The 13900-nt window shown below is 61.5% G+C and carries 13 protein-coding genes; 6 read left to right on the top strand and 7 right to left on the bottom strand.

The genetic code is table 11. The features are described from left to right. Window positions 1-80: 80 nt before the first annotated feature. Window positions 81-830 carry a transporter substrate-binding domain-containing protein gene (locus tag JFT81_RS10380; RefSeq protein WP_201227242.1) on the bottom strand — a complete coding sequence of 250 codons (750 nt, stop codon included), beginning with the start codon at window positions 828-830 and terminating at the stop codon, window positions 81-83. A 145-nt stretch (window positions 831-975) separates the two neighbouring features. On the opposite strand from JFT81_RS10380, the gene dnaX reads away from it, so the two are divergent. The 5 genes from dnaX to JFT81_RS10355 all read left to right on the top strand — a co-directional run bounded on the left by dnaX (window position 976) and on the right by JFT81_RS10355 (window position 6806). After that, on the top strand, window positions 976-3090 hold the full coding sequence (dnaX, locus tag JFT81_RS10375) for a DNA polymerase III subunit gamma/tau (RefSeq protein WP_201227241.1): 2115 nt from the start codon (window positions 976-978) through the stop codon (window positions 3088-3090). Between the two features lie 67 nt (window positions 3091-3157). Further along, window positions 3158-3496 (top strand): YbaB/EbfC family nucleoid-associated protein, encoded by a 339-nt coding sequence (locus JFT81_RS10370; protein WP_053118768.1) that lies wholly within the window; start codon window positions 3158-3160, stop codon window positions 3494-3496. A 264-nt stretch (window positions 3497-3760) separates the two neighbouring features. Further along, window positions 3761-4795, top strand: a complete 1035-nt coding sequence (locus JFT81_RS10365; protein ID WP_201227240.1) for an NADP-dependent oxidoreductase — start codon at window positions 3761-3763, stop codon at window positions 4793-4795. 66 nt (window positions 4796-4861) lie between these two features. Beyond that, window positions 4862-5464 (top strand): recombination mediator RecR, encoded by a 603-nt coding sequence (recR, locus tag JFT81_RS10360; RefSeq protein ID WP_201227239.1) that lies wholly within the window; start codon window positions 4862-4864, stop codon window positions 5462-5464. Window positions 5465-5657: 193 nt separating this feature from the next. Next, window positions 5658-6806, top strand: a complete 1149-nt coding sequence (locus JFT81_RS10355; RefSeq protein ID WP_201227238.1) for an acyl-CoA dehydrogenase family protein — start codon at window positions 5658-5660, stop codon at window positions 6804-6806. A 110-nt stretch (window positions 6807-6916) separates the two neighbouring features. Here JFT81_RS10355 and JFT81_RS10350 read toward each other — a convergent pair whose 3' ends face one another. After that, window positions 6917-7465 carry an adenine phosphoribosyltransferase gene (locus JFT81_RS10350; RefSeq protein WP_201227237.1) on the bottom strand — a complete coding sequence of 183 codons (549 nt, stop codon included), beginning with the start codon at window positions 7463-7465 and terminating at the stop codon, window positions 6917-6919. 78 nt (window positions 7466-7543) lie between these two features. Then, window positions 7544-8278 (bottom strand): fumarate/nitrate reduction transcriptional regulator Fnr, encoded by a 735-nt coding sequence (gene fnr, locus JFT81_RS10345; protein WP_016984742.1) that lies wholly within the window; start codon window positions 8276-8278, stop codon window positions 7544-7546. A gap of 154 nt (window positions 8279-8432) precedes the next feature. Between fnr and JFT81_RS10340 the strand changes: the two genes are divergently transcribed. Next, complete coding sequence (locus JFT81_RS10340) at window positions 8433-8915, top strand: hypothetical protein (protein WP_201227236.1); 483 nt, start codon at window positions 8433-8435, stop codon at window positions 8913-8915. Here JFT81_RS10340 and hemN read toward each other — a convergent pair. From hemN to JFT81_RS10320, 4 genes are all read right to left on the bottom strand, one after another. Then, window positions 8912-10294 (bottom strand): oxygen-independent coproporphyrinogen III oxidase, encoded by a 1383-nt coding sequence (hemN, locus tag JFT81_RS10335; protein ID WP_201227235.1) that lies wholly within the window; start codon window positions 10292-10294, stop codon window positions 8912-8914. The two genes, JFT81_RS10340 and hemN, sit on opposite strands and share 4 nt — an antisense overlap. 199 nt (window positions 10295-10493) lie before the next feature. Further along, window positions 10494-11177 (bottom strand): sulfite exporter TauE/SafE family protein, encoded by a 684-nt coding sequence (locus JFT81_RS10330; protein ID WP_201227234.1) that lies wholly within the window; start codon window positions 11175-11177, stop codon window positions 10494-10496. Continuing rightward, window positions 11170-11382, bottom strand: coding sequence for a cbb3-type cytochrome oxidase assembly protein CcoS (gene ccoS / locus JFT81_RS10325; protein WP_122592544.1), 213 nt, complete (start codon window positions 11380-11382; stop codon window positions 11170-11172). Before ccoS ends, JFT81_RS10330 begins: the two co-directional genes overlap by 8 nt. Window positions 11383-11404: 22 nt before the next feature. After that, on the bottom strand, window positions 11405-13855 hold the full coding sequence (locus tag JFT81_RS10320) for a heavy metal translocating P-type ATPase (RefSeq protein ID WP_201227233.1): 2451 nt from the start codon (window positions 13853-13855) through the stop codon (window positions 11405-11407). Window positions 13856-13900 lie beyond the last annotated feature (45 nt).

The following is a 13900-nucleotide window of genomic DNA, read 5'->3' as shown; positions in this document are numbered from 1 at the left end:
TGCCCGCGAAGGCAGTGTGTCAGCCACATGGATTGAACCTGACACACCGCCTTCGCGGGCAAGCCTTGCTCCTACAGGGGTTATGGGGTGTTGTCGGATTGGCCGGTGTAGAGCCGGATAATCTCATCAATCTCCCCCGACATTTTCATCCGCAGCAACGTGCGCAAGATCCGCTGCACTGGCACTTTCGGGTCATTCCTCACATAGCAACCGACCTTCTGTTCTTGCAGCACTGCCACCCCTTGCAGTTGTTGCGCGGGCATCAAGCGCTGGTTAAACCAGTCCAGCGTCCACTGATTGCTCACCGCATAGCGATAACGCCCGGCCAGCAGCTTCTCCAGCACCTGTTCCTGATTGCGCGCATCTTCACGTTGCAGGCGATCAGCATCGAACAGTGGTTGCAGCGTGGGGTAGGTGTAGCCGAGGACAGTGCCGATGGATTGGCGGGGCAGGTGCGCGGGATCGGCACTGACTGGCTGATCCTTGCGGCTGATCAACAAATCCCGCTGAAAAAACAGCGGCAGACTCCAGATGTAATCCCCCGACTGATTCGGCAGCCACGACTGTGCGGCATAGCAGCGCACATCAATTTCGCCGTGTTCCATCGCGCTCTGCACCCGGGCGCGCGGCAGGACGTGGAATTCGGCGGGCATTGCGACCTGAGTCGCCAGGCTGAGCATCATGTCGTAGAGAATGCCCTGCGTCGGTCGGCCGCGTTCGAATTGCACCATCGGCATCGCCCAGCTGTCGGGCATGGCGAAGCGCAACGGGGTTTCCGCTGCCGTTACGCTCAGGCTGATTCCCAGCAGTGCCCCCACGGCCCAACGCATAAACGCTCCGGTATTTCCCCGTCCCGAGCCGATAAAAGCCTCTGCTGATGCAGCTTAGTCATATTAGAGAAGGACACCGGATGCAATTTTGCCCTTGCTCCGCTAGCATTAGCCGCTTCAGCTTCCTTCGTTGCGACGGTTTTCGATGAGTTATCAGGTTCTTGCACGTAAATGGCGTCCGCGCTCGTTCCGCGAAATGGTCGGCCAGACCCATGTGCTCAAGGCTCTGATCAATGCCTTGGACAGCCAGCGGCTGCACCACGCGTACCTGTTCACCGGTACGCGCGGGGTGGGTAAAACCACGATTGCGCGGATCATTGCCAAATGCCTGAACTGTGAGACAGGTATCACTTCCAGCCCGTGCGGCGAGTGTTCGGTGTGCCGTGAAATCGATGAGGGCCGCTTTGTCGACCTGATCGAGATCGACGCCGCGAGCCGCACCAAGGTCGAAGACACCCGCGAGCTGCTCGACAACGTGCAGTACGCGCCAAGCCGTGGGCGCTTCAAGGTCTACCTGATCGACGAAGTGCACATGCTTTCCAGCCATTCCTTCAATGCGCTGCTGAAAACCCTCGAAGAGCCGCCGCCCTACGTCAAGTTCATTCTGGCGACCACTGACCCGCAGAAACTTCCGGCAACGATTTTGTCGCGTTGCCTGCAGTTCTCGCTGAAGAACATGACGCCGGAACGCGTGGTCGAGCATCTGACCCACGTTCTCACTGCCGAAAACGTGCCGTTCGAAGACGATGCACTGTGGCTGCTCGGTCGCGCTGCTGACGGTTCGATGCGGGACGCCATGAGCCTGACCGATCAGGCCATCGCTTTCGGCGAAGGCAAGGTGCTCGCTACCGATGTGCGAGCGATGCTCGGCACTCTCGATCACGGACAGGTCTATGACGTCCTGCATGCGTTGATCGAAGGCGACGCCAAGGCATTGCTCGAAGGCGTGCGTCACTTGGCCGAGCAAGGTCCGGACTGGAATGGCGTGCTCTCGGAAATTCTCAACGTGCTGCACCGTGTGGCCATCGCTCAGGCGCTGCCTGAAGGCGTCGACAATGGGCAGGGCGACCGCGATCGGGTGTTGGCGCTGGCGCAGGCCTTGCCGGCCGAAGACGTGCAGTTCTATTACCAGATGGGCCTGATCGGGCGTCGCGATTTACCGCTGGCACCGGATCCGCGTGGCGGTTTCGAGATGGTCCTGCTGCGGATGCTGGCCTTCCGGCCCGCAGACACGGCGGACGCCCCGAGGCAACCGCTAAAGCCAGTGGGGATCAGCCAGGCCACAGTTGATTCCGCAAACTCCGTGGCTGCCGTGCCGAAACCTGCGGCGGTAGTCGCTGCGGTAGTTGCGCCGGCTCCTGCGCCAATGGCTGCACCAGAGACTGCACCTGCACCGGCTCCCGAGCCTGCGCCGGTTGCTCCCGTTGCCGAGCCAGAACCTGAGCCAACGCCTGTCGTCGCTGAAGAAGTCGTCGACCTGCCCTGGAATGATCCGGTTGAGTCTGAGTCTGAGCCTGAGCCTGAGCCCGAAGCCGAGCCTGCCCAGCAGCCAGCCGTCGAGCCCATGCTGGAAACCGCCGCCGAGCAACCCGAGTTGCCGCCGATGCCGCTGCCGACCCCGGACAGCGTCGTCCCGGATGCACCGGAATGGACCGCCGCGCCAATTCCCGAGCCGTCGGTCGCCGACGTCGATGCCGCCACGTCGGGCATGGACATGGACGACGAGCCGCCGCTGGACGAGGATTACATCGAGCCGGACATCGACTCGGCGTACAGCTACCTTGATGAACTGGCCAGCGAACACGCCGCCGAACCGGCCCCGGAACCCGAGCCAGAGCCCGCTGCGGCGCCGGCCACAGGTCTGGCGTTGCAATGGCTGGAGCTGTTCCCGAAATTGCCGATTTCCGGCATGACCGGCAGCATCGCCGCCAATTGCACCTTGATCGCGGTTGATGGCGACCATTGGCTGATGCACCTCGATCCGGCGCACAGCGCGTTGTTCAACGCCACGCAGCAGCGTCGTTTGAATGATGCATTGAACCAGTTCCACGGGCGCACGCTGACCCTGACCATCGAGCTGATCAAGCCTGAGCAGGAAACCCCGGCCCAGGCCGCGTCCCGTCGCCGTGCCAACCGTCAGCAAGAGGCGGAGGAGTCGATTCACGGCGATCCGTTTATCCAGCAGATGGTTCAGCAGTTTGGCGCGGTGGTGCGACACGATACTATTGAACCTGTCGACGCCTTGGTCACCCAAGGCTAATAACTGAAGGCGCTCGGCTTCCATGGCCGGGCGCTGTTTTGATCCAAGTACTTTTGAGGTGATTCCCATGATGAAAGGTGGCATGGCCGGCCTGATGAAGCAGGCGCAGCAGATGCAGGAAAAAATGGCCAAGATGCAGGAAGAACTGGCCAACGCCGAAGTCACCGGTAAGGCCGGCGGCGATATGGTCACCGTGGTTATGACCGGTCGTCACGACCTCAAGCGCGTCAGCATCGACCCGACCCTGCTGCCGGGGCTGGACGAAGATGACCGTGAAGTGATCGAAGACCTGGTCGCCGCCGCCGTCAACGACGCCGTGCGCAAGATCGAAGCCAGCAGCCAGGAAAAAATGGGCGGCATGACTGCCGGCATGAACCTGCCAGCCGGTATGAAACTGCCATTCTGATTCGCCATTCGGCGGCAGATGGGCTACACAAAATGCCAGGCATTGAGCCTGGCATTTTTGTTTCTGGCTCTTGGAGGTGCGGTGTCTTTGCGGCCGCCTTCGCGAGCAGGCTCGCTCCCACATTTGCAATACATTCCCCTGTGGGAGCGAGCCTGCTCGCGAATGAATGCACCTCGGTATAACTGAATAAACATCGAACGCCCAAATGCCGCAACGGTCTGCTCCCTATACCCGCTGAATTCTTCATTCACAGGAGACGCTGACATGTCCGACCCTCTTACCCTTAACCAACGCATCGTCCTTGCCTCACGCCCGGTTGGCGCGCCGACCCCGGAAAACTTCCGCCTCGAACGCGAAGCCCTGCCGGACCTGCAAGACGGTCAGGTACTGCTGAAAACCCTCTACCTGTCGCTTGATCCCTACATGCGTGGGCGCATGAGCGACGCGCCGTCCTACGCTGCGCCGGTAGAAATTGGCGAAGTGATGACCGGCGGTGCCGTCAGCCGTGTCGAGGATTCACGTCATCCGAAGTTTCATAAAGGCGATCTGGTGGTCGGCGCCACCGGTTGGCAGAGCCACAGCATCAGCGACGGCCGTAACATCATTCCAATCCCGTCCGGGCTGCCGAGCCCGTCGATGGCCCTCGGTGTGCTGGGCATGCCCGGCATGACCGCCTACATGGGCCTGATGGACATCGGCCAGCCGAAAGAAGGCGAAACATTGGTGGTGGCTGCCGCTTCCGGCGCGGTCGGCTCGGTGGTCGGCCAAGTGGCGAAGATCAAAGGCCTGCGCGCCGTCGGCGTGGCGGGCGGTGCCGAGAAGTGCAGGTACGTGGTCGAGGAGTTGGGTTTTGACGCCTGCATCGATCACAAGGCCGCAGACTTCGCCGAACAACTGGCTAAGGCTTGCCCCAAAGGCATCGACATCTATTACGAAAACGTCGGTGGCCACGTATTCGACGCGGTCGTGCCGCTGCTCAACCCCAAGGCGCGCATTCCGCTGTGCGGTCTGATTGCTGGCTACAACGCCTCCGAGGCGCCGCAAGGTCCTGATCGCCTGCCGATGCTGCAGCGCACACTGCTGACCAAACGCGTGCGCATTCAGGGCTTTATCGTGTTTGATGACTACGGTGACCGTCAGCCTGAGTTCGTCAGCCACATGGTGCCGTGGGTGCGCGACGGCAAGGTCAAATTTCGCGAGGACGTGGTCGAAGGCCTTGAGCAGGCGCCCGAGGCGTTTATCGGTCTGCTGGAAGGGCGCAACTTCGGCAAACTGGTGGTGAAGGTCGCCCAGGACTGAGTATTTGACGCTGGCCAGAGGCGCGGGTATAAACCGCGTCTCGTTGTTTTGTCGGACTTTTTACCCATGAGCTTCAGCCCTTTGATTCGCCAACTGATCGACGCTCTGCGCACCTTGCCGGGCGTGGGTCAGAAAACCGCCCAGCGCATGGCGTTGCAGATGCTCGAACGTGACCGCAGCGGCGGTTTGCGTCTGGCCCAAGCCTTGAGCCAGGCCATGGAAGGGGTCGGCCATTGCCGGCAATGCCGCACGCTGACCGAAGACGATCTGTGCCCGCAATGCTCCGATACACGCCGCGACGACACGTTGCTGTGCGTGGTGGAGGGGCCGATGGACGTTTACGCGGTCGAGCAGACCGGTTTCCGTGGACGCTACTTTGTCCTCAAGGGGCATTTGTCGCCGCTTGATGGGTTGGGGCCAGAGGCGATCGGCATTCCGCAGTTGATCACGCGGATCGAAGAAGCGGGCACGTTTACCGAAGTCATTCTCGCGACCAACCCGACGGTTGAGGGTGAAGCCACGGCGCACTACATCGCGCAGTTGTTGCAGAACAAAGGCCTGATCGCTTCGCGGATTGCCCACGGCGTGCCGTTGGGTGGTGAGCTGGAGCTGGTCGATGGCGGCACGCTGGCGCATTCGTTTGCCGGCCGTAAACCGATCTCCCTCTGAATTAGGCGCTGTCCGCTTTGACGCCTTCGCGAGCAGGCTCGCTCCCACATTGGTTTTGTGTCGTTCACAAATCCCCTGTGGGAGCGAGCCTGCTCGCGAATGGCGCACCTCGGTTGACTTGATTCAAACAATTGAGTTGAAAACCAAGCAAGCGCTCGGTTAACGTCGGCGAACCCTTCAGTGGAGCTCGCCGATGCCTGCCTTTCAGGAATACTTCGACCCCAGCCACCAATTGGTCCGCGACAGCGTCAGACGTTTCGTCGAGCGTGAGATCCTGCCGGACATCGATCAGTGGGAAGAAGCCGAAAGCTTCCCTCGTGAGCTGTACCTGAAGGCGGGCGCCGCCGGAATACTCGGTATCGGTTATCCCGAGGCGCTCGGAGGCAGCCATGAAGGCAATCTGTTCGCCAAGGTCGCCGCCAGTGAGGAGCTGATGCGCTGCGGCTCTGGCGGCCTCGTTGCAGGGCTCGGCTCGCTGGATATCGGTCTGCCGCCCATCGTCAAATGGGCCCGCGCCGACGTGCGAGATCGCGTAGTCCCGCAAGTGCTCAGCGGCGAAAAGATCAGCGCGCTGGCCGTCACCGAACCCGGTGGCGGCTCCGACGTCGCCAACCTGCAAACCCGTGCGGTGCGTGACGGCGACTACTACCGGGTCAGCGGCAGCAAAACCTTTATCACCAGTGGCGTACGCGCCGATTTTTATACCGTCGCGGTGCGCACCGGAGCGCCCGGTTTCGGCGGCATCAGTCTGTTGCTGATCGAGAAGGGCGCCCCAGGTTTCACCGTCGGCCGGCAGTTGAAGAAAATGGGCTGGTGGGCGTCGGACACGGCTGAATTGTTCTTCGACGATTGCCGCGTACCTATAGGAAACCTGATCGGCGCCGAGAACATGGGCTTCGCTTGCATCATGGGCAATTTCCAGAGCGAGCGCCTGGCACTGGCGCTGATGGCCAACATGACGTCACAGCTGGCGCTGGAAGAAAGCCTCAAGTGGGCGCATGAGCGCGAGGCCTTTGGTAAACCGATCGGCAAATTTCAGGTGATCAAGCATCGATTGGCGGAGATGGCCACAGCGTTGGAGGTGTCGCGCGAGTTTACCTACCGGCAAGCGGCGAAGATGGCGGCGGGGCAGAGCGTGATCAAGGAGATTTCCATGGCCAAGAACTTTGCCACGGACACCTCGGATCGTATTACCACCGAGGCTGTGCAGATTTTGGGTGGCCTGGGTTATATGCGCGAGAGTCTGGTGGAGCGGCTGTATCGGGATAACCGCATCTTGTCGATTGGCGGCGGGACGCGGGAGGTGATGAACGAGATCATCAGCAAACAGATGGGCCTCTAGGATTTGCGTTGAGGCGGCCGACGCCTTCGCGAGCAGGCTCGCTCCCACAGGAGAATGCATTCCAAATGTGGGAGCGAGCCTGCTCGCGAAGGCGGTCTAACAGGCGCTGCTTACTTGTCGGTCAGCGCAAACTGCGTCAGGCAGAAGGTAGGGATACCCATGTCTTCCAGGCGCTGCGAACCTTGCAACTCCGGCAAATCAATAATCGCTGCCGCCTCATGCACCCGCGCGCCCATGCGGCTAATCAGGTTGGCCGCCGCAATCAGCGTGCCGCCGGTGGCGATCAAATCATCAAACATCACCACTGAATCGCCTTCACACAGGCTGTCGGCGTGCACTTCCAGAAACGCTTCGCCGTACTCGGTCGCGTAACCTTCAGCCAGCACGTCGGCCGGCAGTTTGCCTTGCTTGCGGAACAGCACCAGCGGCTTGTTCAACTGATAGGCCAATACCGAGCCGATCAGGAAACCGCGCGCATCCATCGCGCCGATGTGGGTGAAGTCGGCTTCTACATAACGGTGCGCGAAGCTGTCCATCACCAGGCGCAGGGCCGTTGGCGATTGAAACAGCGGGGTGATGTCGCGAAAGATCACGCCCGGTTTCGGGAAGTCGATCACAGGGCGGATAAGGGATTTGATATCGAAGGAGTCGAAGACCATCGTCGAGTTGTCCTGGCAGGGCTGCAAACGGCGCAGTATACCCGCGGCTGAAACGCTTCGCTCAACCGCGGATCGAGATCAGCCGTCGATCGAACCGCCGGCGAGCGCGCAGAGCTGGATCGGGTCGAGGATGTGGATCTCTTTGCCCTCGGCGGCGATCAACTCGTTCTGCTGGAAGCGCGTGAATACGCGGGACACGGTTTCCACCGCCAGACCCAGGTAGTTGCCGATTTCATTGCGCGACATGCTCAGGCGGAACTGGTTGGCCGAAAAGCCGCGAGCGCGGAAGCGCGCGGACAGGTTGACGAGGAAGGTTGCAATGCGCTCGTCGGCGGTTTTCTTCGACAACAGCAGCATCATTTGCTGGTCATCGCGGATTTCGCGGCTCATCACGCGCATCAACTGACGGCGCAACTGCGGCAATTGCAGGGCCAGTTCGTCGAGGCGTTCGAAGGGGATTTCGCAAACCGAGGTGGTTTCCAGCGCCTGGGCGGACACCGGGTGTTTCTCGGTGTCCATGCCGGACAGGCCGACCAGTTCGCTCGGCAGGTGGAAGCCGGTCAATTGCTCTTCGCCACTGTCGCTCAGGCTGAAGGTCTTGAGGGCGCCGGAGCGTACTGCATAAACGGAATCGAACGTGTCGCCCTGACGGAACAGGAACTCACCCTTTTTCAGCGGGCGGCCGCGTTTAACGATTTCGTCCAGCGCATCCATGTCTTCCAGATTCAGAGAAAGTGGCAGGCAGAGAGGGGCCAGGCTGCAATCCTTGCAATGGGCCTGGTTGTGAGCGCGCAGTTTAACTGGCTCGGACATTTCTTAAATCCTTGTGGGAAAACACACATAAGACGTAAGGGTAACCCACAGGAGGACATTCAGGCCAGTCTGAGGCGACTTTGTCCTACGGCCATAAAGCCGCAGGGCAAGCCGCCGATAAACAGGTATCAGCACGCATACAAGGAACGACTCGATGACCGCTATTGGTACGCTGGGCCCCGGTAGCAGCGACGTTGCGGCATTGCCGGAGACGTTTAAAGCTGCTTCAGGCAATACACGCGAAGACGGCTTGAACGAGGAGGCAACCCCGACCTTGGTCGAAGGCGTCAAAGTGTCGCTGTCCGGAGCCTCCATCGAGAAATCCGCGAGTGCGGGTGGCGATAATCGCGACATCGAAGAAAGCGGTTTGCCCGAGAACATCCAGCAATTGCTGAAGATGATCCGCAAACTGCAAAAAGAGATTGCCGAGAAAAAGGCGCAGATCGAAAAAATCATGGCCGACAAGCGCCTTTCCAACGAAGAAAAAATCATCAAGGTTGCCAGCCTGCGTGGCGCCATTGCTGCGTTGAACACCGGTTTGATCACCGCCAATCTGGCTTTGTCGAAAGTGGTGGGCCAGTCGGGTCTGACGTCCGAGCAAAACATGCAAGTCGGTTCATTGCTGATGAAAAACTAAATCACCCGCGAGAAACGCTGACGGTTCTGTTGCTCCAGATACGCGTCGAACACCATGCACACCGAGCGCACCAGCAGGCGTCCGGCGGGCAATACTTCGATCCGCTCGCGATCCAGTGTGATCAGGCCATCGCTGGCCATGCCTTGCAGTTGCGGCCACAGCGCGCCGAAATAACCTTGAAAGTCGATATTGAACATCTGCTCGATCTCGGCAAATTCCAGGCTGAAATTGCAGATCAGTTGTTGAATCACTGCCCGCCGCAGTCGGTCGTCGGTATTGCACACCAGGCCACGGCTGGTCGCCAATTGCGCGGCGGCGAGGGTGTTCTGGTATTCGTTGAGGTCGCTGCTGTTCTGGCAGTACAGATCACCGATCTGGCTGATCGCGGAGACCCCCAGACCAATCAAATCGCAATGACCGTGGGTGGTGTAGCCCTGGAAGTTGCGTTGCAGCGTTTCTTCTTCCTGGGCAATCGCCAGTTCATCGTCGGGCAGGGCGAAGTGGTCCATGCCGATATAGCGGTAACCGGCGGCGGTGAGTTGCTCGATGGTGCGCTGGAGCATTTCCAGCTTCTGCGTCGGGCTCGGCAGTTCGTTGCCGTTGATCCGCCGCTGGGGCATGAAGCGTTCAGGCAAGTGCGCGTAGTTGAACACCGAGAGGCGATCCGGTTGCAGGCTGATAACTTCCTCGACGGTGCGCGCGAAGTTGTCTGGCGTCTGCTTGGGCAAACCATAGATCAGGTCGATATTGATCGAGCGAAATTGCAGAGTGCGCGCCGCGTCGATCACCGCGCGGGTTTCTTCCAGGCTTTGCAGGCGATTGACCGCGCGTTGCACCGCCGGGTCGAGGTCTTGCAGACCGATACTGACGCGGTTGAAACCGAGTTCGCGCAGCAGGCCCATGGTCGACCAGTCGGCCTCGCGCGGGTCGATTTCGATGCCGTAATCGCCAGAGTCGTCATCCAGCAGATTGAAGTGTTTGCGCAGGTGCGCCATCAACTGACGCAGTTCGTCGTGGCTGAGAAAGGTCGGGGTGCCGCCGCCAAAGTGCAGTTGCTCGACTTTCTGCGCGGGGTCGAGGTGGCAGGCGATCAGCTGGATTTCCTGCTCCAGGCGTTGCAGATACGGCAGTGCGCGGCCGCGATCTTTGGTGATGACCTTGTTGCAGGCACAGTAGTAGCAAATGTTCGCGCAGAACGGCACGTGCACATACAGCGACAACGGGCGCAGGGCTTTGCGGCTGTCGCGCAGGGCATGGAACAGGTCGAAAGTGCCGACCTGACTGTTGAATTGCACGGCCGTCGGATACGAGGTGTAACGCGGCCCCGCCAGGTCGTAGCGGCGGATCAGATCAGAGTCCCAACGAATGGCGTCGAGCATGCGGGCATTCCCCCGGATAGGCTGGCAGTGTGGCGAGTCTATCGGGGTGCGGCGATGGGGCTGTTGATTTGCATCAACGGGGAGAGGTGTGTTGGTCATGCAGGCCTCTTCGCGAGCAGGCTCGCTCCCACATTTGATCGGTGCCGCAACACAAATCTCCTGTGGGAGCGAGCCTCCTCGCGAAGGCCGCACCGCCGATCTAATGGCCCATCAACCAATGCTGATGCGGGCCGGGCAGGGTCCAGATGCCGAAGAGGATCACCAGCAATCCACCGGTCATCCGCACGCTGCGTTTGCGCAGCAGCGCGGTGACTCGCTCGGCGGCCAGGCCGGTGGCGAGCAAAACCGGCCAGGTGCCGAAGCCAAACGCGAGCATCAGCAACGCACTGTCCAGCGCATTGCCCTGGCTCGCCGACCACAGCAGCGTGCTGTAAACCAATCCGCACGGCAGCCAGCCCCACAACGCGCCAAGCAATAGCGCGCGGGGCAGGCTCGACACCGGCAGCAAACGGTTGGCCACCGGTTGGATGTAGCGCCACAAACCGCGCCCTAGGCTTTCGATGCGCGTCAGGCCGCTCCACCAGCCGGCCAGATACAAGCCCATGGCAATCAACAGCAGCCCGGCCAGCACGCGCATGAACAGCGCGGCGGGGCTGTTGGCCACCGCCCAGCCAGCAAGGCCGATCAGCAATCCGGCGGTGGCATAACTGAGAATTCGCCCAAGGTTGTACGCCAGCAGCAAACGAAAGCGCCGACTGCGTTGTTCCTTGGGAATCGCCAATGTCAGCGCGCCCATCAAGCCGCCGCACATCCCCAGGCAATGCCCGCCGCCGAGCAGGCCGAGGATCAGCGCCGACACCAGCAGTGGCGCCAGTTCAAGCATGGGGTGGCGCCTTGTCGTCCGGTTTGTTCGCGTTGGCTTCGTCGACGGCTGCAGTGTGGTTCGGGTCCTGGTCGTCGAACAGGATGCTGTGGGCCGGGCCGTCGAGATCGTCGTACTGGCCGCTGTCCACCGCCCAGAAAAAAATGTACACGGCGATGGCCACGATCAGCAGGGCGGCCGGGATCATCACGTAGAGAGCTGGCATCTGTACTCCATGCCCGCGCGGCTCAGGCCGGCAGCGGGCGGGTTTCTGACGAAGTGCGGGCAGCCGGCGCGCTCGGCAGACGAGTCAGGCGCAGGGCGTTGAGCACCACGGTCAACGAACTGATCGACATGCCGACGGCGGCCCACACCGGAGTGATCCAGCCGAGGGCGGCGAACGGCAACATGAGGCCATTGTACAGCGCCGCCCACAGCAGGTTCTCGATGATTACCCGACGGGTACGCCGCGCCAAGGTGAAGGCTTGTACCAGTGCGTCGAGGCGATTGGACAGCAGCACGGCGTCGGCGCTGGTTTTTGCCAGATCAGTGGCCGATCCCATCGCCACGCTGATGTCGGCTGCAGCCAGCACGGGCACGTCGTTGACGCCGTCGCCAAGCATCAGCACCTTGCGACCTTCCTTGTGCAACTGTTGCAGCACTTGCAGCTTGTCATCCGGGCGCAGGCCGCCACGGGCCTCGTCAATGCCCAGTTCAGCTGCAACGCTGGCGACCATCGGCGAGCTGTCGCCGGACAGCAGCAAGGTGCGCCAGCCACGGGCCTTGCACGCAGCGAGCAGGGCGGGCGCATCGTCGCGCAAGCGGTCATCGAGAACAAACCACGCCAGCGGCCCCGAGCTGTCACCGAGCAGCAACCATTGGCCCGCCTCGTCCGGCAGTGTTGGCAAAGGCGAGCCGCTGAGGGCGCAGACGAATTCCGCCTGACCGATACGCAAGCGCTGTTCGCCGACCAAACCTTCCAGGCCCAGGGCAGGCGTGCTGTGGACTTCTTCAGCCGCCAGCGGTGCACGGCCGAAGGCTCGGGCAATCGGGTGCTCCGAGCGATTTTCCAGAGCGGCGGCGAGGCTCAAACACTGATCGCTGTCCAGCGCACCGAGCGGCCGGATCGAGCGCAGCACCAGTCGGCCCTCGGTGAGGGTGCCGGTCTTGTCGAAAATCACCGTGTCGATCTGGTTCAAACCCTCCAGCACATGACCACGGGTCAACAGCAAGCCGAGTTTGTGCAGGGTGCCGGTTGCGGCGGTAAGCGCCGTCGGCGTCGCCAGCGACAGTGCGCAAGGGCAGGTCGCAACCAGCATGGCGAGGACGATCCAGAACGCGCGCGACGAATCCAGCTCCCACCACAGCAGTCCGATGGCGGCCGCGGCGATCAGCGACAACAGCAGGAACCATTGCGCCGCGCGGTCGGCGATTTCCGCCAGGCGCGGTTTCTCCGCCTGGGCACGGTCGAGCAGGCGGACGATGGCCGACAAGCGTGTTTCCTGGCCTAGCGCCAGCACTTCCACGGTGAGGGCGCCTTCAACGTTCAGCGTGCCCGCCGTGACGGCATCGCCCAAGGTACGCGGCTGCGGCAGGTATTCGCCGGTCAGCAGCGACTCATCGATGCTCGACTGACCGTCGAGGATCTTGCCGTCCGCCGGCAGGATCGAGCCCGCTTGCACCAGAATTCGATCGCCCAGGCGCAATTCGCTGAGCAGGATGCGTTCGCTCTGACCTTCTGCATCAAGGCGCAGACACGAGGCCGGCAGCAAATTGACCAGTTGCGCCGTGGCGGCGGCGGTGCGTTCACGCGCGCGACGTTCCAGATAGCGCCCAGCGAGCAGGAATAGGGCAAACATGCCGACCGCGTCGAAATACAATTCGCCGACGCCGGTGATCGATGTCCAGATCCCTGCGATGTAGGCGCTGCCGATGGCCAGCGATACCGAGACATCCATGGTCAGATGCCGTGTGCGCAAATCGCGCATCGCTCCTTTGAAGAACGGCGCGCAACTGTAGAACACGATCGGTGTGGTCAGAAACAACGCGACCCAGCGCAGGATTGTGTGCAGCTCGGGACTGAGATCGATGTTGAATTCCGGCCATGTCGCCATGGTTGCCATCATCGCCTGGAACCACAGCAGCCCGGCCACGCCGAGTTGGCGCAGGGCGAGACGATTTTCACTGGCCAACTGTTCGCTGGCGCGGTCGGCCTGATAGGGGTGCGCGGCGTAACCGATGTGGCGCAGTTCGGCGAGGATCTGGCTCAGCGGCACTTGCGCGTCGGCCCAGCGTACGTGCAAACGATGGTTGGACAGGTTCAGCCGTGCTTCGGCGACGGCGGGCAGCGTGCGCAGGTGTTTTTCGATCAGCCAGCCACACGCGGCGCAGCTGATGCCTTCCATCAACAGCGTGGTTTCGGCGAGGTCGCCTTCATGGCGGACGAAAGGTTTTTGCACATCGGCGCGGTCGTACAGCGCCAGTTCATCAACCAGTTGCACGGGCAGCGCTTCGGGGTTGGCCGACGCTTCGCTGCGATGCTGGTAATAGCTTTGCAGCCCACCAGCGACGATGGCCTCGGCCACGGCCTGACAGCCGGGGCAGCAGAACTCGCGGGACTCCCCGAGGACGACAGCGGTAAAGCGGCTGCCGGACGGGACGGGCAGGGCGCAGTGGTAGCAGGGGAGTGGGGTGGTCATGGCATCGTCGAGGGGCTGAGCCCTTGTTTTGGGGTTGTCCGCTTG

It is taken from the genome of Pseudomonas sp. TH43, assembly GCF_016650635.1.
GTDB lineage: Bacteria > Pseudomonadota > Gammaproteobacteria > Pseudomonadales > Pseudomonadaceae > Aquipseudomonas.
This window is presented reverse-complemented; position numbering and strand designations above follow the sequence as displayed.